This window comes from Sporosarcina sp. AD_1 (genome assembly GCF_057373025.1).
The window spans coordinates 375,278-399,772 of record NZ_JBPVIR010000002.1 but is presented as its reverse complement, the minus strand read 5'-3'; the positions used below and the strand labels follow the sequence as shown (position 1 = coordinate 399,772).

The following is a 24,495-nucleotide window of genomic DNA, read 5'->3' as shown; positions in this document are numbered from 1 at the left end:
AGAAAGGAATGGTTTTCGCTTGATCAGTTAAGGAGTGGACTTTTTGAAAACAATCATTTTTATTGGAACAAACAAATCCGGATCAAGCCGTGAGGCAATCCGGGCGGCCGGGGACCTCGGTTATTTTACAGTACTCTTTACAAGTAATGAAAAGCAGTTGCGGCAGCGGGAAGAGTACAAAGATGTGCATGAGATGGTTCAAATTGAGACGACGGATATCCAAGCGATGAAGAAGAAAATTGCGGAGCTGTCCGATCGTGGTCTGGCTATCAAATCGATTCTTAGCTTTGTCGATTCGTACGTGCATATTGCATCTGAATTACAGGATGAATTTTGCACAAATGTCGCTTCGACAATGGCTGTAACAACAATGGAAAATAAAGCGGCAACGAGAGAGTTACTGCAAAATTATCCGTTTACCCCGAAGCATTTCATTATCCAGCCCGAAGAATGGGACGCATATTCAACAGACTCGATGAAGCTTGGTTATCCAGTCATCGTCAAATCCCCACATTCCACCGGCTCTAAAGATGTACTGTTGGCAAAGAACAGTAAACAGCTCGCCAGGCATATGAACAAATTGCATGACAACTCTCCTGAGGATCCTATTATTTTGGAGGAATACATTGAAGGAGAACAGTATTTAGTAGAAGCGCTCGTTCACAAAGGGGCGGTGAAGATTGCCGGCTTTATGAAACAGGAAGTGACGGCAGGAAAACGTTTTATTATTACAGGCTATGGCGTGATGGTCGATGTGCCAGAATTGATGAAAACACAAGTTGAACAAATCATTAAATCGATAGTGAAACGCTTCGGTCTGCAAAACGGAGCGATGCATCTCGAATTACGGCGTTCGCCGAAAGGATGGAAATTAATCGAAATTAATCCCCGGATTTCAGGAGGCGCTATGAATAAAATGCTCGAAGCCGCATTCGGTTTCAATTTAGTGAAGGAAACCATTCGGCTCTACACAGGTGGTGTCCCGAACATCACCCCTTCACGGAAACAGCATATTTACACTCACTACGTTATTGTTTTGGAAAAAGGAAAGCTTGAAAAAGTGACAGGCAAAGCGAGGGCGCGGAAAGCACCAGGAGTCCTGGAAGTGTATGTAAAGCCGCGAAAAGGAACCGTGCTCATTCCACCACTATCCATGGGTCACCGTTACGCATACATTATCGCTACAGGGGATACATTACTCCAAGCGAGGCGGAATGCTGAAGATGCTGCGAAAGAAATTACATTTCATTTGTCCGAGGAAAAGTGAAAGCTCAACTTTTCCTCGTTTTTTTATGGCATGAAAAAACCGTTCCCCATACGTCGGGAAACGGCAGTTCTTCTTACTGTTTAAATTGCTGATCCAGAAATTTAACAGTATCAAACATATTCGTTTTGCTCGCTCCTTTGACAAGAATCGTATCGTTCTTGCGGACGAGTTTCTTCAGCAAGTCATGCAGCTTTTCTCGATCGGTGAAATGATGAATATTTTGTGCTGGAAAGCCGGCTTTTTTCGCAGCAGCTCCCATCTCTTCGGTACGAAAACCATACGTGATAAAAAGATCAATCCCTAGCTTTTTCACATATTGACCGACCTTCTCATATTCCGCTTCACGCAGATCACCAAGCTCACGCATCTGGCCGATAATCGCCACTTTCCGATGCTTTGCAATATTATCGAGTACGTCGAGGGCCGCCTTCACGCCTTCCGGATGGGAATGGACCGTATCGTCAATGACCGTAATGCCGTCCTTTAAATCATAGAGGGTCAACCGGCGCGGTGGTTTTCGGAACAGCAGGCCAAGTTTAATTTCAAGCGCTGTAAACCCAAGCAAATCGGCTACCGCAATCGCATTCAATGCATTGTACACATGATGCTCCCCTAAAATCGGTATAAAAAACTCCATCTTTTGCCCTTGCAATTTCATTTTAAATGACATGCCTTGCTCGGAGTATTGAAGATCATACGCACGGTAATGAGCCTTTTCGGTATGAATGCCGACTGTATAAATCTTGCCTTTGAATTTTTGCGTCTCCAAAAACCTCGAATTCTTATCATCCGCATTGACAATCAAGATACCATGCTGATCCATGCCATGAATGATTTCGGACTTGGCTTTTGCGATGCCGCGGGGATCTCCGTTAAAATTACCAATATGCGCATGCCCGATATTCGTAACTATGCTGATCGTCGGTTGGATAATGCTGCAATGCTCTGTAATGACGCCAGGATACGCCATCCCATATTCCAGTACAGCCGCATCGTGGGAAGGAGTGAGTAACGCGGCGTGCTGCTTCGTATGTTCGGTCGTATTCCAATAATCCTTCGACTCGAACACATTCCACTTCTTCGACAGGATGGAAGCGACAAACGCTTTCGTTGTCGTCTTGCCTGCGCTACCGGTAATACCGATGACTGGCATTACACCTTCCTTATTCAAGTTCCTGCGCTTTACTTCTCGGATTTGCTCCTTCATTTTTCGTTGATTTTCAGCAATGTACATGGCATAGCGAATCCCGTTAATTACTACATCCAACTCCAAATAAAATGCAGGCGGGCATCCGGGACGCCAGTTCACTTCGTAGATCCACAGCTTCCGGTTTTCATCCATGCCGATGTCCACACCAATTTCGTCAATCATCTCGCCAAACTGAACCATCTGTAATTCATCCAGATGCCTTGCTAGTGATAACGAAAAAAACTCCAGCGTCTTTCGTATATTAAAGGCCTCGGAGCCGAATTCCTGTTCTAAAAAAGGATCCAGGTAATTGGTATAGCCGCCATTGTTGATGTTTGCGATAATCGATCCATGCGGGGCTACACGGGGATAAATGGTCGTGATCACCCATTCGCCCTCTCCGTTTTTCTGCACGTGCAGTCGGAAATCGAACACTTGCCCAGATTTGGTCACTGATTGGATATACGGCTGCAAGATGAAAGGTTCTGTTTTCAGCTTGGTTTCAATGAATTTTGCAAGCTGCTGCTCCGTATACCATTGCATCGTCGTATTAAAAGTGACCGTATAGCGATGATCTTTCTTTTCAATAAAATAAATCCCTTTGCCTTTCCTGCCCTCGACCGGCTTAAATACAATTCGCTGAAAAGCGGTCATGAATTTCAGTAACTGATCCACATCTTTTACAATTTCGGATGGAATTAAATAATTGGCAAACTCCTTCCCTTCCTTCAGACGGTTGGCGACGCTCCACTTATTGCCGATGGAATGAGTTGTAAATGGAATCTCACTTTTCAACTTGGTAAGCACCGTTTTGGATTTAGCTAATTTTTCCGGGCTCCCGGCATTATAAATGACATCGGGAAATGGCATGACCCTTTCCAGCCATTCTCCATTTTCATACACTTGTCCCCGGATAGAACGATTCACGAAATTCACTTCACCGGGTGAAAAATAAAAAAATGTGGCGCCTTCCGCTTTCGCCACAGCTGCATAGGCGTATGATTTGATGACAGTGCGCGGATCTTTACGATGGTGCAGCATCCCTATTATTGTCATGATTCCGAATCTCCTTTGCGTAAATGCATAATCTATCTCTAATACATTCAAACAAAGACAGGTTGGCAACGGACAAGTGTGTAGTTGACAATATCTTTTATCCTTTTTGCTCCCGGATCGGCAAGGGACGCCCGACGCACTCCAATGGAAGAGCCTCAATACTGCAAAAACAGCAGGGTACAATGGTCACGCAGCTATCCGTTTTTCGAAGCGTAAAAAATTGATCGGCCGGAAAGGCGTGATTCCCTTCCATATCCAGCGGTTCAAGAAGTGTCAACACCACGCAGCCGGTCTCCTCGTCAAACGATTGCAACGAAAAAAATGGAGTCGGCTTCCCCAGGTGGAAGGCATGAAAACGACGATTGGCAGTCGATAACGTGAATGGGATGCAATCGTAGTCCTTCAATCGTTTAATAAATCGAAATTGCGTTTGTTGACAAGTTAACAATTCCTGCTCCCTTTTCAGCTCTTGTAAAGCGGAACATATCGAGCACTGTACCAATCGTTTCCTCTCCTTCCAGCCAGGTGATCAAATTTCTTCTATATAAAACGCAATGAGGCGAGCCGCTTCCATTGCCCGTTCCCTCGCCAGCTCCACACTGTCGCTGGACGCCATTACATAGCCATACCGCTGGCCCATCGACATTGCAGGACCGACAATATCTCCTGTTTTTACAAGCAGCTGCGCGGCTTTGACGCCAGGTTGAGCCGCCGCTTCCTCTAAACCAGAAACGCCCCGGAAGATGCCGCATAGATCCGTTGTCATACAATATGTATAGACGGCATCTTCTTTTGTTTTCGTTAAGTTCGGCATTTCACCGGCGTACAAGCGGACAGTTTCCTTTGCTAGGTTAATTCCATACGCTTCACTAATCATTTGATTCATTGTAAACCCAGCCATCCTGGGGTTCAGTTCAATCAATTTCCAACCCTGTGATGTCAGACGCATTTCTAAATGAAAGGCGGCATTGGTTATGTGTAATGCTTCTGTAATTTTTCCGACCAATTGTAGCAGTTCATCATACTCTTTCCTTGAAAGGACTTTTCCGATGGAATAGCCGGTAACGATAAACTTTCCGTCACTTGTTACATCTTGTTCGGCAACTGCCACAATATGAGGCTTGTTTTCTCGGACAATCACTTCTACAATGTACTGAATTCCTTCCATGAATGCTTCTATCAGTATGACTGTGTCTTTATGTCTCGTTGTCAGCTTATTGCGGGCTGTAGCCATCTCTTCTGCTGTCTGGACATAGTAGACGTCACGGGATCCCTTTGAAAAGGATGATTTAATGACTGCCGGAAAAGAAACTGCTGGCTGATGCTTCTCTGTAATATCACTATAAATCGGGTTAACCCCCAACGATGCCAGCGCATGTCTCGTATGGAATTTATTCTCCATATAGCCAAGTGCATCGGCGGATAAGCCAGTTTGACAATATTCATTCGACAATCGGGCAGCCAAGGACACATACGGATCGACGAAACTGATAACAGCCTGCAAGTGGTGTCCCTCTTTGCGCAGATGATCCAATACATCCCGTATTTGCGTTTCTGTAAGTTTTACGTGATAGATCAAGTCTGTACTGACCCATTCGTGCGCCCTATTCGCAATCGATCGTTTTTCCGTGAGAAGAATAGGAGTGTATCCCAGCTGCTTTGATGCTTCCAACGCATCTTTCGCTGCACCGAATTGTACGCTTTCGATAAAAACAATCGATGTCATACAGCTACTGCTCCTTTCTCAGTTCCCTGTATACTATGCCTTCAGCCTACCTAACGTTCGAAGTCTATCGGCAAGAAAAAAGACACTATCATAATGACAGTGCCTTCGCCGATATTTACAATGATTATATTTTGTCTATTTCTGGATAAAAACGATGAAGCTGTTCTATCTTGCCTTCTTGCTCCAGAATCGTCCGTTCCTGCTTGCCAAATAAATCGTAATGTGGATAGTCCTTCCGGTGATCAATCCACTCAGGCTTCAGGCCGTACCTCTCGCCCCAGCGGATCAGCTTCGAAAGGTCAGAACAGCCCACTTTCGTTACCGTCTTGCAACCAGGAAAGCGGTCGTCCAGCCAATAATGAGTCAAAAAAGCGATGTGCCCGTTTTCGACTGCCTCTTTCCAGGCCATCAGCTCCTTACGGTCAATCCCGAACGCCATCAGTCTACTACCCGTTGAATTTCAGTATATTTGGCATCCCAGACAGGATCGATTTTACTGAGCGCAACCGGCCGGAAGCTGTCTTTTTTCACTAAAATATGTTCAGAAGTTGCGGTCGCCGCCACGGTTCCATCCTCATGAAGGATTTCATAACCATACACCGTACGCAATTTCCCGTGCGATTCCACCCAAGTTCGGACCGTCGCAACCTGCCCATAACGCATCGCCGCTTTATATTGAATGGATAAATCAATGACCGGTGAAAGATAACCCTGTTCTTCCAAACCGGCATATGTAAAGCCCAGCTCGCTAATCAACCGGGTCCGCCCAATTTCCATCCAGACTAAGTAATTCGCATGATAGACGACACCCATTTGATCCGTCTCCGCGTATCTGATTTCAATTTGCTTTTCTGCAATAAACAATAGGATCACCTCTTTGTCCATTATACAAAAGAGGTAAAGGAAATGCTGTTCATTCAACTTTGGGTAATGACTGCGCATTTCTTCGATTGTAGTCAGTAAGGTAAAACTCAACCCCTGCTTTGTCTACTCCGCAAAATTCATCTTGCTCTAAAAGGGATCGCAGTCTTTCAAGGCTGACCCAGCCAATCATGTCCGTTTCATCACCTTTTTCCAAAAGACTGCCTTTTGCTTTACATCGAAAATAAACACCCATGGAATCGACAGGTCCATCTATTGTCTGATAGACAGCAAAAGGTCTCATACATTCGACTTTAAAACCATCCTTCGCTACTGTCTCCACTAGATCAATCGGATCGAGAATATTCTCTATGTCCAATCCGGTTTCTTCTTTCAACTCCCTTTTTAAACAATCAAGCAGTGATTCGAACTGCTCGATTCTTCCTCCAGGCAATTCAAATGGCCTCCCTTTTTCATGCTCCTTCACACGCCGTTGAATTAACACTTCCTCGCCTGCTGGTGTTTCTTTTACGATGATCCCCCTTACATTCACATAAATCACTTTCTTGTTTTCTCCTTTCATTTGGCTAATAGTACTATTAACCTTGGACATTGTTATAATAACTTCCTCAACACTGCAAACAATATTTGTAGTCAAAGGAGGGGTTCTTTATGAAGCTAACGCTATTGTTTTTAATAACGTTTTTATTTGTTTTTCTGGAGAATGCTCACACACAAGAAGGTTTAGAGGGCCTTTATTTAGAAAGTGGAGAGTTTACGGAAGTGAATAAAGCTATAAAAAAAGCGAAAAGGCACTTGAGAAGAAAATGAATACTGCCAGTACGCCTACCTCAGATCGCATATACTCATTCTTTTGGCGGTTTTAGAAAGGAAGGGATATCTCAGCCGACTATATATCTGATATTCAGGGCATACACATTATCCTCTTAGTATTACAGCAAAAATGGATTGACCAGGCGTTAATTCTCCAAAAGAAATGGTAACGTTGAAAAATGGATACAAAGCTCTTTATCTTGATAGAGAACATGTAAGTGCCTTACGAGAAAGATTCGTTTACTATTCTTATCCCTTGATCATAATGCAAAAGAAACACTTGTTCAGATAGCAAATTCTCCACGATGATACAGCAACGCAGAACATGGTTTCGTTTCGGTCTCCTAGCGACAATACACAGACTTGTTCATTGGAAATACCTCTTTTGGTAGCAGAACCGCCACGTTTTCTTGGTTTGCGATTGTAAATAACTCTTCGTCCTTTATAGCTTTCTAAGAAATATGTTTCATCTACTCTTACTCATGTATTTTACTGTTCGTTTTTCAAATGAAGAAAAGAGCGTCTTATTCCATAATCGCATCCGATTGGTAAACAGATGCTAAGGATATAATTCTCATTAGAACACATCAAAAACTTTGTTTTCACCTTCTTCATACGGGCAATTAACAATTTGTAGGTATTTCATTTCCCAGTATGAAGAGCGTAGATAGATAAATGAATTATCTAATTCTACAATATTGTGACTCGTACCATATTGTAAATCGTCGTATTGCTCATGATAGCCAGGCAATTCAATAGATTTAGGTCTATACAAATTTGATGGTTGTTGTGTGGTTTTTTTGATTAATCTCGTACTAATATCGTATTGATGAGTATATATAAATTCATTAGACGACATAGACATATCATCATTTCCAATAAAGATTGTTGTACCATCTTGCGATACAGATGCCACCATCATTGAGATGCCATATGACTTAATTTGTTCATATGAAATTCGATTAGTAACTACGGAATCTTGCATATTATATACGACTACTCCAAATGTACCCTGCATAACCACTATTTTGTTATCGGCATATAAAAGTTGGGGCATTTCGGCACCGATATTCATTTGTTCGATGTCAGACAAGTATACCGCTAATTCTTCACCCCCGTGTAAAGTAAAATTTCGTGCCTTATAGCCAATTACTTCATTAAAATCGGGGGTAACAAGTATTAAAGGTGTATCAACTCCAACATTCTCTTCATCTTCAAAAAGAACGGTTACTATCTCTTTTCCTTCATAAGTTTTATCCCACAATTCATAACTATTATCAGCAATTACTTTCTTCACTTTTGCACTTTTCCAACTTTCTTTAGCTTTGTCATTCCAACCTTTTTCTTCGATAAACTCCCAAGCAACTTCTTTAGCTTTTTCATAACTATCTGTTTCTGTGATAGTCCCCACATTTTGATTATACGAACAACCAAATACCGACAATATTAAAAATGTCGGTATTGCTAAATATAAAAATTTCAACTTCATATCCTTTCCACCTCCTTTTCTTATTAGTCGTTAATAATTTATTGAAGTTTCAGACAAATTCCTTTTTCCACTAACCAACCTCTTATTTGAAGAACGACTATAAAACCATTGCGTTAATCTTTTACGATAAATAAACCTTTTTCTTTAACATAGCGAAACTGAATAACAAAAAAACTTATTCTGACTCTATCTTAATGAGTATCCCGCGCTGGGCAAAATAACGGTCAAAAACATCCATCTCCAATGATACATCTTCCTGACTCGCAGGCGTATGTCCTGAAGGATTATGAAAAATTATCTTGTTGTCGAGAGCATCTTTCGCGAAAACATACACCAGATGCCCGCCTTTTTTAGGAGGAATTGCATCTGGATTTCTGATACTTGGATGAACAGATGCAAGGAATACATGACCATCTTCTATGAGATCACACATCTCGTTTACTGAGATATTTTCTTTAACTTCTGCAGATAGCCCAAATTTGTCTTTTACATAAGATACAAATGGATGATAATATAAGCCGCTTACTTCTTTTTCATCATCTATTTTGTATCCTCCGTAGTCCTTGCATTCTTTCATAAGTTCTAAAATCGGTACTACTTGGTCTTTGGTATGCGCTAAATGCATTTTTAAACAGGCCATTCCACAAACATTGGGGCTCCAAAACGCATACTCTTCCGGAGTGTCTGCACCCGATAATGCCCATAGAGGATCTTCAGCTGAATCCAGTTTTCCTGTTAAAAAGTCTGCAACTAAATCACGGGATTCCCATTGTGCAAAATAAGGAACGTTCATCATTCGCTCTCCTTTCTACTAGTAGCTTTTACACAGAACCATTTGAATAACTACAAGAAATGTTCAGTCTCACGAAGTATGCCATGTTATAATTACTACTCATTTTTAAACAATATCGACTGACAAGGGAGCAACCAACTCAACTTTTATCCGGTCAGGATCTTCAAAATAAACGGCATAATGTGTCTCTCCGCCCGCAAAGGGATGGCGCTTTTCGTATAAAATGGGGATGCCTTTTTGTTTTAGCACACTTGTCATGTTATCAACCTGTTCGCGGGAGCTTGCATGGAAAGCCAAATGATTTAATCCGACACGGCATCGATGGTATGGAATGTCCAGAAATCGTTCCTCCGCTTGCACAAAGACGATATACGAATGATCCAATTTCCAGCTACGGCCAAGCTCCCATTCTTGATAAGTTTCATAACCCAATTCCTCAAGAAACCAGCCCCAAAAGTCGATCGTTTTCTTCAAATCAGACACAAATAGCTCAATATGATGAATCAACCCTTTTGTCATCCCTCCCACCCCAGCATTTGTTCTGTTGTCAGGATGGCTGCAAATTCCTCGTGCAGTGTGGCGAGTGAAACGTTATGTATGGTTTCTGCATCAAAATAAACTCCATTTTGGTCTCGCAATCCGAATGCAGCCGTCGCATCCGATATGAGAATTGTATCAAAACCTAGATTTCCACTCATTCTCGTTGTCGTCGCGACGCAATGAGGAGTTGTTAACCCCGTGATGACGATCCCTGTTATCCCTTTCTCTCTTAGGATCTCCTCTAAGTTTGTGCCAATAAAGCTGCTATTGACCTTCTTAGTTATAATGGTTTCGCCTAGAATTGGTTCAACAATCGATTGAATTGAGTGTCCTTCATGACTTGGATGGAATAAGGAGTCGGGATGATCCGATGTATGCTGAACATGGATGACGGTACTCTCCTTTTCTCTCCAATGCCAAAGAAGTTTACGTATATTTTCTTCCGCCTGTTCATTATTTCGTTCCCCCACTTTTCGTCTTTGAATGCATTTTGCACATCCACAATAAGTAACGCTCGTTGATCTGTATTCATTCCCATCACCTCTTCTAGTAATCTCATATATTCCTGTTTATCTTACTATAAATTTCGAGATTTACCCGGTTCTATCAGTCGAATATGCACCCGATTCGATGATCCATTCGTGATGCGTTGCGGGATATCCGATACATCCAGCAGTTCTGTCAGATTCACCCGCCGCTCTTGCTTCGCATCAATCGTTATCGGGTATGGCCCATTTGTATTCATGAGCGATTCCATTCGAATGCCATCATCAAAATCGTTTGAATCAAAAAATTCCAATGCAAACGATACTGGCTCATTGCTTCGATTCTTCAGTACAATACTACATGTTCCTTCGAGCAACGCTTCGGATCTTTCTTCAAATTGACATGTCCCTTCACCATCATAACTAACCGCATTAATTCCGCTTGCCAACGTATCTTGATAAAATGCAAGGAGATATTTTGGTGAAAAAGTAAAAAGCAGAATGACGAGCAGAATGGTTTGGACGTGATACTTCTTTAATCCTTTTGCCAGTAACACGAGTGCGAGGACGAAGAGGATTGATCCTGCTATTCCAATGAGTCGAAAGCCTTGCGAAGTCTTAATGGGAAACGACATAAATGTGGCGGTTGCATCAATTAATTGGTTATCTGGATACGGCAACATCATATAGATGCACACAGCCAAGAGAATTGCGGAAAAGAGAAGGGCTCTTTTATTTTCAATCATTTCATCACACTTTCCTCTATTGTACTTCTATCCTATTCAACAGTTAGTTTCCAAACCCTTTAAATGAATGAACAAATATAATAAAGGGAGGGCGCTCATCCACCGCTCCCCTCTTAACATAACCTCATGCACAGCGAGTATTCCATGGTTCAAAACATTTACTTGTTTCTCCATAAGCAAGTCAATTTTTATCTCCTTCTTGTTCTAGCTTCCTTCTAATAGGCAAATCAGTCGTAACTGGCTGCTCTTCCTGTATTCTTCTCTTTTTTAAATCAAAATAAATATCCAATGCCTCCCTCGCTAAATCATTGCTCCATTTAGAAGTATAATCGCTCCGGTCTGTTGAGGCGTTGGGAATGACGATGGAAAACGCGATTTCAGGCGTATCGAACGGCGCAAACCCAACATGTGTTAAGTTAACCGTCTTTGTTCCGTACTTGCTTCGATCGGTCCCGTCATAATAGGCAGATTGGGCGGTCCCGGTCTTTCCAGCTGCCGTATACTCTGCATTCGCAAACAAATTGGGTGCCGTTCCTCTCGGTCCGTACGTATAAAGCATTCCTTTTTTCACTTGTTCGATTTCCTCATCTGAATTCTTCACTCGATTCAGCACAACTGCCTCTGTTTCCTGCACTAACGCACCAAAGACGGATCCATCCGGTGACGGTTCCCTGATTTCTTTTACGATCCTGGGCGCAATCCGGTAACCGCCATTCGCTACAGTGGATACATATTGAGCCATTTGCAACGGTGTATACGTATCAAACTGACCAATCGATAAATCAAGAAGTTTCCCGGATATCGTTTCAGTCCCCGGATATCCTGGATACTCGCCCGGTAAATCGATTCCTGTTTTCACGCCTAATCCAAATGAGGCATACGATTCACGAAGCCGGTCGAACCCTTCTATGTTAATAGGTAATGGCTTATTAGGACGATATACAGCATCTCCAAGTGATATCGCTATTTTGAACATGTACACGTTAGAGGATTTCCCTAAGGCTTCAATGTCATTGATTGCTACTCGATTGCCCCCTCGGTTAAATAGAGATTGTTTAACAGATGAACCGGCGATATAAATGGGTTCGTCGATTTTCACCTCACCGATGCGCAAGACATTTTCGCTATAGCCAGTCAGTACCGTCGCCAGCTTAACCGTCGAGCCTACTTCATAGGCGGACGTAAACGTACCAAAGGCATAATCTTGTACAACCCATTTTCCTGTGTCTTTGTCTTGTACGAGCTGCTTGCCAATAAGAGCCAGAACTTCTCCGTTATTTGGGTCCATCATGACAAGAAAAGCACGGTCCAATAGACCAGATGTCCTTACTTGCTTCCAGGTGAGCAATTTGTCTGACACAATTTTCTCCAGGGCTTCATGGAGTTCACTATCCAGCGTCAAAACAAGGTCCTTCCCGGGTTCTCCTTCCCGAACGGTGACGGTCTCCACAACACGTCCCGTTCGGTCTTTGACATTTTTCACAACCGTCTTTTGTCCCCGTAACAATTCCTCATAAGATTGTTCTAAATAACTGATCCCAACTCGGTCATTCCGTGAATAATCCCTTGCCAAAAAATAATCGAGTCGCGTACGGGGAATTCCTTGCAAAGGGGTTGTCGTAGAACCGATCAATGTATTATCCGAAACCTTTATACGATCCCAATCAGTCGTCGTATCGACTCCCGGTAAATCGTTTAATCTCTCGGAAACCCTTGCAAATTCAATTTCTGTCACATTATCACTCTTAATAATTTGAGGAGAATAGGCATAGCCTGACATCATTTCACGATAAATCGCCAGAACCTCGAGATCTTTTTTTGTAAAGGAATCAAGCTCTTTATCCGTGATACGATCACGGGTCATTTGATTGATTTCTTTTTGGATTTCTTTCTCTGTCCATGTGTCATGCTTTTTGCGTAACGCTTCAATTTCTTCGGCCGTGACCTTCTTCTCTGCCTTCTTTGGATTCAGCAAAATCCAAAAATCCCGCTTATCACCAAGAGTGATTCGTTTTGTATCCTGCTCAATCAATTGGGCGAGATCTCTGGCTATTTCCAGCATTTCCTTGGAAGTCGTAGACGTCGTTTTTGTATAAGTAATAGCGTTTTTCGGTTCATTATCAACCAGCACATTGCCGTTTCGGTCGTAAATTCTTCCTCTCGGGACACTTGTATTGACTGGTATTTCCTCTTTCAGTTCTAGTAAGAGGGTGTAGTCTTTGCCTTTGACTATTTGCAAATAACCAAGACGGAAGATTAGTAACGAAAATAGGAAAAAGATACAGAAAAACAATAGATTCATCCTGAAAGCGATATGTTTTCGCTGACGCAGTCGCACTTTATCTGCCTGACTGATCTGTTTTCTCATTTCCACCCACCCCTGCCAGAATAAATGTATATCATATCCTTTTCATTATAGCATTACCAATTCTGAAAACACACTTATCTCCTTTTTAGATATGTGTTACGATGGAATGATAGATTTGATGTTTTGAAAGGAGACAGCAATGAAAAAGAAGATTATCCTTTTTGCTCTCGGCATCTTGGTAGGTCTACTACTTTCCCACTGGTTCCATACCAGATAAAAGGTTTCAAGAGCCCCCGAGGCGGCACTCGCTTCAGTTGAATCAAATTCCCGTGTTCTGACTATGGCAGATTTGGAAATACCGGTAAAGGACCTTCCGGCTTTTCAATCTTATGTAAGTGAACAGACCGATCCTAAATCGGAAATCGAGCGCACTCATTACGAAGAGATCGAAACAGACACAGAAGAACGTTACTTTCTACTGCAGTACAGCTGCGGCAATAAGCAATGTGACAGTTTACTAATCAAAGAACATAACCGCGAAATAGACTCATTGCCATTACGAAATGGGATCTTTCAAGATTATCAGCTGGCTCCTGATCAAGATAAAGTACTCATTCGATATGCTTATAATGAAGGCGGCCAAATCATCCGGCATATTCTCGTTTCTGTTGATTTGGCTAAGTTGGAAAGTATTCCGTTTACATCTGAAAAAGACACGAAACAATTTATGGATGACCCGACATGGCCAATATTGGAATACGATTGGATTTCAATTAATCAAATCCGCCTCGTCACCGCGGATTTACCAGTTGCAGATTTTGAACAACTTAAAACTTGGTATGCTTCTGATGTGAAAAAAGCAAAAACTGTAGACATCTTGTTAGCGGACTAGAGCATGTAGAGAGTCATCACTCTTACTAAAAGGTTGTTTTTGCAAAGTTTGTTGTTTCCAAAGATTATTGGTTGAATTGCAGGAAAATATATATTGTAGGAAAATGGATGATAGGAATATTAATGATAAAACTCCAGTTAATCGGTAAAGTTGATTGTAGGATGAAGAATATAAACAGATTCACAAAAAACTATTGGGAGGAGGGTATAAATGAAAAATAGGGTTATGGCCGTGGCTGTTATTGTGATTATTGCCATCACTTTAGTTGTTGTTTTCACACGAAATACAGGAGAGTCTATGGAACAGTTATTCTCAGAGAAAGAAATTACTTATAAGAACATCGAGAGTATAGAATTAATTGAATATGAAACAAATAATCAAACGGTGACCGATGATAAGGATTTTATCAAAGAATTTTCCTCTGCTTTGGAAAATTTAAAATCAGATAATATAATGACTTCCATTGATATTGGCGAAGAACCACTCTTTGTAATTTACATAAGTAATTTCGGGTATTACCCTGGAGGTGGGATTGTCATCTACAGCCATCACATAGAATATAAAGGCAAGGCCCAAACGATGACCTTTGAAGAATCATCAACACTCATTAAACTAATAGAAGATGAAATCCAAGACGAAAAACATTAAGGATGGACTGTGTGTTTGGTAATTAACCACTTTTCACTTTTAAGTATTTGAGATGGTTTTTATATTTACTTTTAGCTTTTCTACTGTTATCACATCGTCGAACGCCTCTAAAAAGAGACAAATGCATCGGCGTTCGTCTTTTTTTATTCAGATCATAATGTTACCAGATACAAAACAGCAGCTACGATTGCAAATAAATAACATCGATTGCCTTACGAACTGGCCATGAGAATCGTTGTAAGTGAAAAAATAATATATCCGAGAGACATTGACATCCAAAACGTATTGCGAGCGGTATCTTCCTCCCGCTTCACTTTTTTCATAGCAGCTACTAGGTTGATGCAAAAGACTATCGCAAAAATAGGATTTAATAACAATCCAAAAGTGGCTAGTTCAATCATTAGTTAATCCCCTATCTTTCTAGTATTTTCAGTCTTATCAATATTTCCGTATTTCCTCCATTTTTCTGATGCTACCATATAAGAAGAATGATTGCCATAGGAGTCATTTTTGCCGGCAACATGCTGTTTTTTACATTCATCCCTCGGCGCAAGACTACATTCTTTCAAAATTAATACTATATTATTTCAACTCTCCAAACTTTTATGTGTATAATAATAGTAAATAATTTTCAAATTGGAGGCGGTACGATTGAATAAAGCCCTAAAAGCACTCGCACCGATTCTTCTGTCAGTGATGATATTATCCGCTTGCAACATATACGGCTATGAATATAAATTTTCTGGCGAGAGTGAACATTGGGAGGCGGAAATCTTTTTTAAAGGCACTGAAGATCAATCTTCCAAGGGGGATTCAAACTATGTTTTTACTGTCACTTACAAGGGGCTACCGGAAGAACTCGCTTCCACAGATGAAATTACGTATTCTTTTGAAACGGATTTAGAAAGTTTTAGTGTGACTAAAAAGTTTTCCGATCCACCAACGGAAGTATCGTTTACTTCCAAAGGAGAATCCTCTGGGACTGTTTCCGCTGATGAGCAGATTACCGTGAATGTGAAATGGAACGGCTTCGAAGAGTCTTTTGAGCTAGAGAACATCTCGAAATAGACGTCAAAATCTGATTCTGCATGAAAAAAAGGGTGCCCGGTTTTCCGGACACCCTTTTTCTATGATTAGTTGTTTTTCATTTTGTCGCGAAGGACCATTTGAAGGATTCCGCCGTGACGGTAGTAGTCAATTTCGACTTCGGAGTCGAAACGCGCTAATACGTCGAATTCTTTGACGGAGCCGTCTTTTGCAGTCGCAGTCACTTTTAGGATGTCGCGTGGTTTTACGCCTTCCGCGATGTTGACGCTGATTTCCTCTTCGCCTGTAAGACCAAGGGATTCCGCGCTGTCACCGTTCAAGAATTGAAGTGGAAGCACACCCATCATGACAAGGTTCGAACGGTGGATCCGCTCGTAGCTTTCCGCGATGACTGTTTTGATGCCGAGCAAGGAAGTACCTTTAGCAGCCCAGTCACGGGAAGATCCCATACCGTAATCTTTACCAGCGATGATTGCAAGACCTGTACCATCCGCTTGGTATTTCATAGCTGCATCATAGATTGGCATGATTTCTTTTGTTGGCCAATATGTTGTGAAGCCGCCTTCTGTACCTTTTGCGATTTGGTTACGGATCCGGATGTTCGCGAATGTACCGCGCATCATGACTTCGTGGTTACCACGGCGGGAACCGTACGAGTTGAAGTAACGAGGCTCTACGCCGCGCTCACGCAAGTATTTTCCTGCTGGTGTATCTTTACCGATCGCACCTGCCGGAGAAATATGGTCCGTTGTAATGGAATCGCCAAACTTCCCGACAACGCGAAGTCCGGACAATGTTTTGATATCGCCTGGTTCTTTCGAAAGACCTTCGAAGAATGGCGGGTTTTGGATATATGTCGAGTTTTCATCGAAATCATACAAGGAATCGTCTGTTGTTTCGATTGCATTCCATGCTTCGTTTTCTGTGAAGACACGAGCATATTCTTTACGGAAGAGTTCAGGTGTTACTGTCGCTTTAACGACTTCTTTCACTTCTTCCGTTGTTGGCCAGATGTCTTTGAAGTATACATCTGTACCATCGTTTGCTTTGCCGATTGGGTCTTTTTCGAAGTCGATATCGACAGTACCAGCAAGTGCATAAGCAACAACTAGTGGCGGTGAAGCCAGGTAGTTCGCTTTTACAAGCGGGTGAATCCGTCCTTCGAAGTTACGGTTACCGGAAAGTACAGAAGATACAAGCAGATCGTTATCTACAATTGTCTTCTCGATTTCAGGCAATAATGGACCGGAGTTACCGATACATGTTGTACAGCCGTAACCAACCAAGTTAAATCCGATTTGTTCCATGTATGGAAGCAATCCGGAATCTTTCAAGTAGCCTGTAACGACTTTTGATCCTGGTGCGAGTGAAGTTTTCACGTATGCCGGAGGTGTAAGACCTTTTTCGACAGCTTTCTTCGCCACAAGTCCAGCACCAAGCATAACGTATGGGTTGGAAGTGTTTGTACAAGACGTAATTGCTGCAATAGCAAGGTCGCCCGTTTTCATACCAACTGTACGGCCGTCTTCAAACTCAACCGTTCCTGACTTGTCGAATTCTTTCGGATTCAAACCGAAACCTTGGTTCCCTTCTGGTGCCACAACAGAGTCTTTGAAAGAACGTTGTAGGTCAGAAAGAGGAATCAAATCTTGTGGACGTTTCGGACCTGCAAGATTCGCTTCGATTTTCGTCAAGTCGATTTCGATTACTTCTGTATACGTTGGTTCTTCTTTGTCCGCTGTGAAGAACATGTCGTTCTCTTCCAAGTACTTTTGAACGACTTGGATATGTTCTTCGTCACGGCCTGTCAGACGCATGTAATCAAGCGATTCTTCGTCAACTGGGAAGAAGCCGCAAGTTGCGCCATATTCAGGAGCCATGTTTGCAATTGTACCACGGTCTGCAAGTGGCAATTTGGAAACGCCAGGTCCGAAGAACTCGACGAATTTGCCTACTACGCCATGTGCACGAAGTGTTTGTGTCACTTTAAGCGCAAGGTCGGTTGCAGTCGTACCGTTTGGAAGTTCTCCAGTAAGTTTCACACCGATTACTTCTGGAATTGGGAAGTATGATGGCTGGCCAAGCATTCCTGCTTCTGCCTCGATACCGCCTACGCCCCAACCAAGTACACCGATACCATTGATCATTGTCGTATGGGAATCCGTACCGACAAGTGTATCTGGATAAGTTTCAAATGTGCCGTCTTCATTTTCAATCGCATGGACAACGCTTGCAAGGTACTCCAAGTTTACTTGGTGGACGATACCTGTTGCCGGTGGAACCGCACGGTAGTTATCGTACGCTTTTTGTGCCCAGCTAAGGAACTGATAACGCTCTGCATTGCGTTCGAACTCAAGCTCCATGTTCTTTTGAAGCGCTTCGTTTGTACCATATTGGTCAACTTGCACAGAGTGGTCGATAACAAGGTCAACCGGAATTTCCGGGTTGATTTTGTCAGGGTCTCCACCCATTTCTGCCATCGCGGAGCGAAGGGATGCAAGGTCAACGACAACCGGTACACCGGTGAAGTCTTGAAGAATGACGCGGGATGGCTTGAATGGCACTTCCGCATCCTTATCCGCATCTTTTCCCCATTTCGCAAGATTTTCAACATGTTCATCTTTGATCACATAGCCGTCATGCTGACGCAAAACGGATTCAAGTAGCACCTTGACTGAATAAGGCAGTCTGGATACATTTGCGATGCCAGCTTCTTCGAGTGCTTTCAGACGATAATAGTTATACGTCTTTCCGTTCACTTCGAACGATTGGCGGCTGTTATGCAAATTACTTTTCGCCATTGGTGAATTCCTCCCTTTATCTACTGAAAAGGCCGTAAACGAGCATCTTTTCTCTACTCCATCATAATATAGCAACGTTCATAAGTAAAATACTTTAAAATTATAGTCTTCCATAAGAAAAAGTGATGGCCTTCTTGTCCGCTTTGTTCCGCATTTCAGGGACAATACCCCTTTTTCTAAGAAAAAATACTAACTATGTAATAAGGAATAATAAAGACTAGTGAATTCTTCCATCAAATATGGCATGATAGGTGTAATGACACAGTAAGGAGTGGGATCAGTGAAAAAAGCGTTGCTCGTAATTGATTATACAAATGATTTTGTTGCAGAGGACGGAGCGCTGACATGTGGCCAGCCGGGAATTGATTTGGAGAACTACATCACTGCATTAACTGAGTCTTTTTTAGACGAGGGACAGGTTGTCATCATGCCCGTCGATGTGCATGAGAAGAATGATCCTTATCACCCGGAATCCAGGCTATTTCCGCCTCATAATATTAGAGGCACTTCCGGAAGACATCCGTATGGCAAGTTGAATGAATTATTCGCGAAACGAAAAGAAGAAATGATCTGGATGGACAAGACTCGCTATAGCGCTTTTGCGGGAACCGATCTGGATATTCAGCTGCGCTCGCGCGGTATTCAGGAAATACATCTGGTTGGCGTATGTACGGACATTTGTATTCTGCACACTGCGGTTGATGCCTATAATTTAAGTTACAACATCGTCATTCATGAGCGCGGAGTGGCAAGCTTTGACGCAGCCGGGCATGAATGGGCTCTTCGGCATTTTGAAAAGACACTTGGTGCGTCAATCGTTCGCTGATTGATAAGGAAAGGGCGTTTTCCTCAATAGGAACCCGCCCTTCTCCAGTTTAAAGATCAAATTTTTTAAGTGAATCCATATGCGAGGCTATTAGCGATATGATCGTAATGGCCTCCTCTTGACTGAAGATGAAATAGGAATCATCTTCTACAAGTTCACGATCTGCCGTTTCAAAGCGATTGATTCGCCGAATGATGCCGTCCCCTGTTTCCTCAATAAGACCGAATTGATAAAGCACTTCTACATCATCTTCATTCGTATAGGCCACGACTTCTCCTGTTTTCCATTCAACCTCGACCTCGTACTCATCTAAAAATTCCTCGCCGTCCTCTTCTTCCCATTCCTCGTCGTCAAGAAAATCATGGAAGGTTTCATGCACTTCATCAATGATATCCTCGATATCCGGAAGGACCACTTTGGAGAGCCGATCTGTATCGAACTCGATTGTAGTAATGTAAAACTCTTCATTGCATGGATCATAAAACAGCGTGAAGAAGTATTCGCGCAAATCCTCTTCGGTCTCAAGGAAAAATTCAATTCTGGGATGCTTGGCCGCTCTGACAATTGTCATATGCCCCACTTCACCATATTGATCACAAATGGATTCCAGGTGATCTTGCAATTCCTCACATACCCGATCAAACCAATCCATTGACATGCCGCATCCCATCCTTTTTCATGTAGTCCATCCTAGTATGTCAAATTAGACGGTCAGCATTCCTCTCTATGCAAAAAACTTCGTGATTTCATATAAATTCCATTAAACGTGCAGTAAAGTCATGGTTATAAAGATTTCCAGCATACATCCTTTAAGAGGTTACAAATATTCCAATTAAACGGTAAATCTAGATCGTGCACTCTTGTACTCTCAACATTCTTAAAGTATAGTAGAAATGGATTGAGCATTCAGAAATGGTAAATAAATTAAAATATACATTTTAAAGAGGGGAAGCTGTGATGAACTGGAATTATTTAAAACATGAATTTCTAATTACAGCAAAAAACAGACGGACAATCCCATTTGTGTTCTTCGTGGCTGTATTATTGTTCAGCTATTGTTTGATTATTTGGCCGTACGCCAATACAAAGGAAGCCTTTAATAAAAAGGAGACGGAGGAATACCTCGCTTATTTGAACGAGCAGTTAGAACTACGGGAAAGCATCGGGAATACCGGCCTTGTTATTAATACTAGAAGATATGATTCTTTGCATCAGAGAGGCACTCCTGCTTATGCAATACTTTCACATGAGCATGATCTGTATACGGCGATGTTGCAGTCTTTTGAAGACCGGGACTTTGAACGCATGCTCCATATAAGGACCTTTTATTTACAAAATAATCCAGATGTATATTTAGAAGATCGTTTTTTATTTCAAACGGCACCATTTCCTGCTAAAGATCGGGAGCATGCGTACCGACAAACGATGATGAAGTATGAGGATTATCTAAACAAAGATCACTCCATTACATTTGGTTTACTGTATGAGAAGACAGGGTTGCAAACATTGCAGAATTTCTTTCAAAATTATGGAATGTACCTCTTTTTATTTTGCGTCATTTATTTTAGTTGCGACAACTTATCTAGGGACAGAAAACATCAGTCGATCCTTCAAGGCTTGCCCTTATCTTGGTATCGCCAGATTAATTTGAAATCCCTGTCAACATTTCTATATTCTATGGCGTTTATTCTTAGCTTGATTGTTACCTGCTTGCTCCTCATGACCGTACAATTTGGATTCGGGCATTTTGATTTGAATATCCCGATACTGATTGACCAACAAACGTCTACATCCGAGAATTTTGGTGTTATTACCCTGGCCTCTTATTTAGGGAAGACATTAGTCGTCCTGCCGCTGCTCATCATCTTGTTCGTAAGGTTAAATATGCTATTGAGCTTATTGTTTAAGAACGAATGGATTGTTCTATTTTGTAGCAGTTTGATCTTGTTCTCAGAGCGGCTTTATTATACTCGCTCGACAAGGGAGTTGTTCGGCAAGGACATCAGTTTGTTCCCGCAGACGTATTTTGATTTTGGGAAAATCGTGGATGGGGAAAAGAATTTTTTGCTGAACACGGAGACGATTTACTATGCAAAGGGTATCCTCGTTCTTTTTATAACATACCTTGCCATCGAGGTCATCCTGTTTCTTGTTTCCCTGTTCATAAATAAACGGCGATTCTATTTAGCACGGTAAAAACGGGAAAGGAGGAAGAATATGTTCTGGAATTATTTTTTATTTGAATTGAAATTATTGTTAGTAAATAAAAAGAATTGGTTGTTAGGTCTTGCGCTGGTTTTCTTTTTTCCACTCTATTATTCGCATTATAGTCAATTGGATATTGTTGAAATTAACGAAAAAAAAGATGAAGAAGCCGCAAAGTTCCTTGAGCTTTTCGATACATTCCCTGGTTCTGTTTGGGAAACGGAAGAAGGAAAAGAAATTATGTCCATCTTAACCGAGCAAATCGGGTTGATTAACTGGCAAAGGATTTATTTACGGAACGAAGGAAACGTAGACGGGTATTTTGGGGCTGGTGCAAACTTTCATAAGTTTTTTGATACAGGGCTTAAGCTGAATGAATTGAGACTTGATTTGCATTCACGAGGAAATAAAGGGATTAAGCGAGATCATATTGTTCCTATTGATGAAATTCTAAAAGAAAATGCACTTTATCAGTATCACAAAGAGCATGAACTATCCCTCATACAAGATCCATTTAAAGCGAGCAATTACATACCGGTCGCATTAAATCTACTGAGCGGAACATTATTTTGTATGCTCGTCTTGCTGGCCGGAAGCAGTATGCTTTTAAACGATCAACAACATCCGTCCGTCATGTCCGGATTTCCTATTTCGTTCATGCAGAAGGCAATTAGCAAGGTAGGCGTCCATTTCATACAAATCATGCTCTTTCTGTGCGTAAGTATCGTAATAGGCAGTTATTATGTAGCGAGAAAAACGGGTTTGGGTGATTTCAGGTCGCCTGTACTCATTTATCAGGACGCAAATTTTGTCGCAGTATCCGGGCTACACTATTTGTTTTACATGCTGGCGGCATTCGGATTAATCGCTCTCTTACTTTTGCTCACATTCCTATTCGTTAATCTCGTAACGAAAAACTTGTACGCAGCAATCGTCATAATCTTATTTGTCTTGCTATCCCCTCAACTTCTGTTAGCTACTAGAGTGGAAACGATTTGGCTTTATCCATTAACAATCATTGATATCGGAGCCGTTCTAAGCGGAGAGGCAGCTAAGGAATATGGGATTGAAAAACTTGATTTCAAGCATGCGTATAGTTGGCTCGTCGTTCTTAATTTGCTTATCTTCTCCATTTTATACGCCAGGAATAAACTCATGTATTTCCGAAAAGTGGAAACTACTCCAGTAAAGACTAATTGAAAAGCTGGGGAATATGATGAATTCACCGGATGTTGGCTGAAATCCTGGAACAAAAGGACCTATTTGAGGAGTTATCCGTGAATCGGAACAATTGAAATGCATGGATGCTCAAGTATACGGTTGTAATGAGAATCTCGCCATTAGGGAAGGTGAAGTTTTATTATGAAAAATATTATGCGAAAACGGCTTGATTCCAAGGCAATCTTATTTGGAATTTTTATTTGCTTACTCATGTTAACAGGGTGCCATAATCTTCAAGGGACGAATTCAGAAATGAGAAGCGCCTATGTAGACAACTTCGAGATCAGCGGAACGTCAAGAGATGAAATCAGCGGAACGGTTCATACCGCCATTTTCACAACAGCGGATCGGAGCAATAAAGAAGCAAGAAGAATATACGGACCAATGCCGACAAAAAAGGGAGCAACGATAAATATCGGGTCGGGAAGATATACATTGACGGGACATCCGACAGGGAAAATTTATATTTACGATCAAGATGATAACTTGCTCGTCCATGAAATCGTCGGGGAAAAAGCAGGTGTGCCAACAGTAACCGTCGATATCGACCCAACCTTTTCCGTCGTATTGGACGGCGGCTATAATGTAGTAATAATACAGCCCGTTAAGACCGAGCTTTCCACCGAGTTGACAACCGGAATTTGGGACGTTGGGTTGGACATTGAACCCGGAAACTATACAATAACCACCCCGGACGGTTATGGTTTTGTCCATATTTTCGAACAAGGAAAAGACCCTCTTCTCTTTGAACTGTTCGGCGGCGGGTTAACAAACTCCAAAAGCCACGTTCAGTTGAAAGAAGGCCAAAAGGTGCGCGTGTCAAAAGTTTCGTCAGTTAATTTCGAAAGTGTAGACAAAAGTTCCGAAGATCAATGAGCCGGTGCTCGAAAATAAGACAATGTAGTGATGAAGCCTTTCGTAACGGCTTCTTCTTTACTTTTAAAACTAATACTTCTCCTCTCACTCTAGTCCTTCAAATCTGCGTTAAGCTGACCGAACAAATGTAGATTGTCTCAAAAGTGCCGAAGCTTTCATTTCTCATCCCTACATTTAAACAAACATTACTCTGTCGTCAATGTCCTCTACTTAGAAGGCTTTTATAGGCAATTCCCTTGGCTTTCATTTACTTTACTATCAACTTTTTTTGGCGGGATGTTTGAGGTATCGAAATAACGGATATTACAAATACTACAGAGGCAATCATAACTTTTGAAAAGGAGATGGATTACATGAGCTTTATTTGGTTCTTAATTATTGGAGGCGTAATTGGTTGGCTAGCTGGCCTTATCCTAGGAAAAGATATCCCAGGAGGCATCATCGGTAACATTATTGCTGGTATCATTGGTGCTTGGATCGGTGGCATGCTGTTAGGAAACTGGGGACCGAAAGTATCTGATTTCTATATCTTGCCGGCCCTGTTAGGTGCGATCATCTTGGTATTTATTGTGAGCCTCATTATGAAATCCATGCGTAGAGCTTCGTAATAGCACTATGATTGGTTGAGCCCGTTATCCTGAGTGGATAACGGGTTTTTTCAATTAAAAAGTGAGCCAGCCGGTAA

The 24,495-nt window shown here is 41.8% G+C and carries 24 protein-coding genes and 2 pseudogenes; 10 read left to right on the top strand and 16 right to left on the bottom strand.

All coding sequences use genetic code 11. The annotated features are described in order from the left end of the window. The first annotated feature begins 34 nt into the window (after positions 1–34). On the top strand, positions 35–1,267 hold the full coding sequence (locus ACSW3C_RS05285; RefSeq protein ID WP_486561259.1) for an ATP-grasp domain-containing protein: 1,233 nt from the start codon (positions 35–37) through the stop codon (positions 1,265–1,267). Positions 1,268–1,340: 73 nt separating this feature from the next. Here ACSW3C_RS05285 and ACSW3C_RS05280 read toward each other — a convergent pair whose 3' ends face one another. From ACSW3C_RS05280 to ACSW3C_RS05255, 6 genes are all read right to left on the bottom strand, one after another. After that, positions 1,341–3,512 carry a YheC/YheD family protein gene (locus ACSW3C_RS05280; RefSeq protein ID WP_486561258.1) on the bottom strand — a complete coding sequence of 724 codons (2,172 nt, stop codon included), beginning with the start codon at positions 3,510–3,512 and terminating at the stop codon, positions 1,341–1,343. A 97-nt stretch (positions 3,513–3,609) separates the two neighbouring features. Continuing rightward, positions 3,610–3,960 (bottom strand): hypothetical protein, encoded by a 351-nt coding sequence (locus tag ACSW3C_RS05275; protein ID WP_486561256.1) that lies wholly within the window; start codon positions 3,958–3,960, stop codon positions 3,610–3,612. A gap of 81 nt (positions 3,961–4,041) precedes the next feature. Continuing rightward, positions 4,042–5,238 (bottom strand): ATP-grasp domain-containing protein, encoded by a 1,197-nt coding sequence (locus ACSW3C_RS05270; RefSeq protein WP_486561254.1) that lies wholly within the window; start codon positions 5,236–5,238, stop codon positions 4,042–4,044. A 124-nt stretch (positions 5,239–5,362) separates the two neighbouring features. After that, positions 5,363–5,677, bottom strand: a complete 315-nt coding sequence (locus ACSW3C_RS05265; RefSeq protein WP_486561253.1) for a hypothetical protein — start codon at positions 5,675–5,677, stop codon at positions 5,363–5,365. Beyond that, complete coding sequence (locus ACSW3C_RS05260) at positions 5,677–6,102, bottom strand: acyl-CoA thioesterase (protein WP_486561252.1); 426 nt, start codon at positions 6,100–6,102, stop codon at positions 5,677–5,679. Before ACSW3C_RS05260 ends, ACSW3C_RS05265 begins: the two co-directional genes overlap by 1 nt. A 49-nt stretch (positions 6,103–6,151) precedes the next feature. Continuing rightward, positions 6,152–6,712, bottom strand: a complete 561-nt coding sequence (locus ACSW3C_RS05255) for an NUDIX hydrolase (protein WP_486561251.1) — start codon at positions 6,710–6,712, stop codon at positions 6,152–6,154. Between the two features lie 59 nt (positions 6,713–6,771). On the opposite strand from ACSW3C_RS05255, the gene ACSW3C_RS05250 reads away from it, so the two are divergent. After that, a complete protein-coding gene (locus ACSW3C_RS05250) occupies positions 6,772–6,930 on the top strand; it encodes a hypothetical protein (RefSeq protein WP_486561250.1) in 159 nt (52 codons plus the stop codon). A 330-nt stretch (positions 6,931–7,260) separates the two neighbouring features. Here the strand turns inward: ACSW3C_RS05250 and ACSW3C_RS05245 are convergent. The 7 genes and pseudogenes from ACSW3C_RS05245 to ACSW3C_RS05215 all read right to left on the bottom strand — a co-directional run. Then, positions 7,261–7,413, bottom strand: a pseudogene (locus tag ACSW3C_RS05245) (IS1595-like element ISSpps1 family transposase); the annotation flags it as partial. A gap of 97 nt (positions 7,414–7,510) precedes the next feature. Next, positions 7,511–8,422: a hypothetical protein gene (locus ACSW3C_RS05240; protein ID WP_486561249.1), complete on the bottom strand. Its 912-nt coding sequence runs from the start codon at positions 8,420–8,422 to the stop codon at positions 7,511–7,513. 175 nt (positions 8,423–8,597) lie between these two features. Next, on the bottom strand, positions 8,598–9,215 hold the full coding sequence (locus tag ACSW3C_RS05235) for a C39 family peptidase (protein WP_486561247.1): 618 nt from the start codon (positions 9,213–9,215) through the stop codon (positions 8,598–8,600). 105 nt (positions 9,216–9,320) lie between these two features. Continuing rightward, positions 9,321–9,734 (bottom strand): VOC family protein, encoded by a 414-nt coding sequence (locus tag ACSW3C_RS05230; RefSeq protein ID WP_486561246.1) that lies wholly within the window; start codon positions 9,732–9,734, stop codon positions 9,321–9,323. Next, a pseudogene (locus ACSW3C_RS05225) lies at positions 9,731–10,287 on the bottom strand (cysteine hydrolase family protein). Before ACSW3C_RS05225 ends, ACSW3C_RS05230 begins: the two are co-directional and overlap by 4 nt. Before the next feature lie 45 nt (positions 10,288–10,332). Then, positions 10,333–10,986, bottom strand: a complete 654-nt coding sequence (locus ACSW3C_RS05220) for a hypothetical protein (protein WP_486561245.1) — start codon at positions 10,984–10,986, stop codon at positions 10,333–10,335. A 181-nt stretch (positions 10,987–11,167) separates the two neighbouring features. After that, positions 11,168–13,354, bottom strand: a complete 2,187-nt coding sequence (locus ACSW3C_RS05215) for a peptidoglycan D,D-transpeptidase FtsI family protein (protein WP_486561244.1) — start codon at positions 13,352–13,354, stop codon at positions 11,168–11,170. A 280-nt stretch (positions 13,355–13,634) separates the two neighbouring features. Here ACSW3C_RS05215 and ACSW3C_RS05210 point away from each other — a divergent pair, with 280 nt between their 5' ends. Further along, a complete protein-coding gene (locus ACSW3C_RS05210) occupies positions 13,635–14,186 on the top strand; it encodes a hypothetical protein (RefSeq protein WP_486561243.1) in 552 nt (183 codons plus the stop codon). Positions 14,187–14,396: 210 nt separating this feature from the next. Then, a complete protein-coding gene (locus tag ACSW3C_RS05205) occupies positions 14,397–14,834 on the top strand; it encodes a hypothetical protein (protein ID WP_486561242.1) in 438 nt (145 codons plus the stop codon). A gap of 212 nt (positions 14,835–15,046) precedes the next feature. On the opposite strand, the gene ACSW3C_RS05200 is transcribed toward ACSW3C_RS05205, so the two are convergent. Next, positions 15,047–15,235, bottom strand: coding sequence for a hypothetical protein (locus ACSW3C_RS05200; RefSeq protein ID WP_486561240.1), 189 nt, complete (start codon positions 15,233–15,235; stop codon positions 15,047–15,049). Positions 15,236–15,485: 250 nt separating this feature from the next. Between ACSW3C_RS05200 and ACSW3C_RS05195 the strand changes: the two genes are divergently transcribed. Further along, on the top strand, positions 15,486–15,902 hold the full coding sequence (locus ACSW3C_RS05195; RefSeq protein ID WP_486561239.1) for a hypothetical protein: 417 nt from the start codon (positions 15,486–15,488) through the stop codon (positions 15,900–15,902). A gap of 65 nt (positions 15,903–15,967) precedes the next feature. Here ACSW3C_RS05195 and acnA read toward each other — a convergent pair whose 3' ends face one another. Further along, positions 15,968–18,682, bottom strand: coding sequence for an aconitate hydratase AcnA (acnA, locus tag ACSW3C_RS05190; protein ID WP_486561237.1), 2,715 nt, complete (start codon positions 18,680–18,682; stop codon positions 15,968–15,970). A 280-nt stretch (positions 18,683–18,962) separates the two neighbouring features. Between acnA and ACSW3C_RS05185 the strand changes: the two genes are divergently transcribed. Further along, positions 18,963–19,508: a cysteine hydrolase family protein gene (locus tag ACSW3C_RS05185; protein WP_486561236.1), complete on the top strand. Its 546-nt coding sequence runs from the start codon at positions 18,963–18,965 to the stop codon at positions 19,506–19,508. A gap of 49 nt (positions 19,509–19,557) precedes the next feature. On the opposite strand, the gene ACSW3C_RS05180 is transcribed toward ACSW3C_RS05185, so the two are convergent. Continuing rightward, entirely contained in the window at positions 19,558–20,166 is a 609-nt protein-coding gene (locus ACSW3C_RS05180) for a hypothetical protein (protein ID WP_486561234.1), read from the bottom strand. Between the two features lie 299 nt (positions 20,167–20,465). Here ACSW3C_RS05180 and ACSW3C_RS05175 point away from each other — a divergent pair, with 299 nt between their 5' ends. The 4 genes from ACSW3C_RS05175 to ACSW3C_RS05160 all read left to right on the top strand — a co-directional run bounded on the left by ACSW3C_RS05175 (position 20,466) and on the right by ACSW3C_RS05160 (position 24,418). After that, positions 20,466–21,704, top strand: a complete 1,239-nt coding sequence (locus ACSW3C_RS05175; protein ID WP_486561233.1) for a hypothetical protein — start codon at positions 20,466–20,468, stop codon at positions 21,702–21,704. Positions 21,705–21,725: 21 nt separating this feature from the next. Then, on the top strand, positions 21,726–22,913 hold the full coding sequence (locus ACSW3C_RS05170; RefSeq protein WP_486561231.1) for a hypothetical protein: 1,188 nt from the start codon (positions 21,726–21,728) through the stop codon (positions 22,911–22,913). Between the two features lie 162 nt (positions 22,914–23,075). Then, on the top strand, positions 23,076–23,810 hold the full coding sequence (locus ACSW3C_RS05165; RefSeq protein WP_486561229.1) for a hypothetical protein: 735 nt from the start codon (positions 23,076–23,078) through the stop codon (positions 23,808–23,810). Between the two features lie 353 nt (positions 23,811–24,163). Then, on the top strand, positions 24,164–24,418 hold the full coding sequence (locus ACSW3C_RS05160; RefSeq protein ID WP_486561228.1) for a GlsB/YeaQ/YmgE family stress response membrane protein: 255 nt from the start codon (positions 24,164–24,166) through the stop codon (positions 24,416–24,418). Positions 24,419–24,495 lie beyond the last annotated feature (77 nt).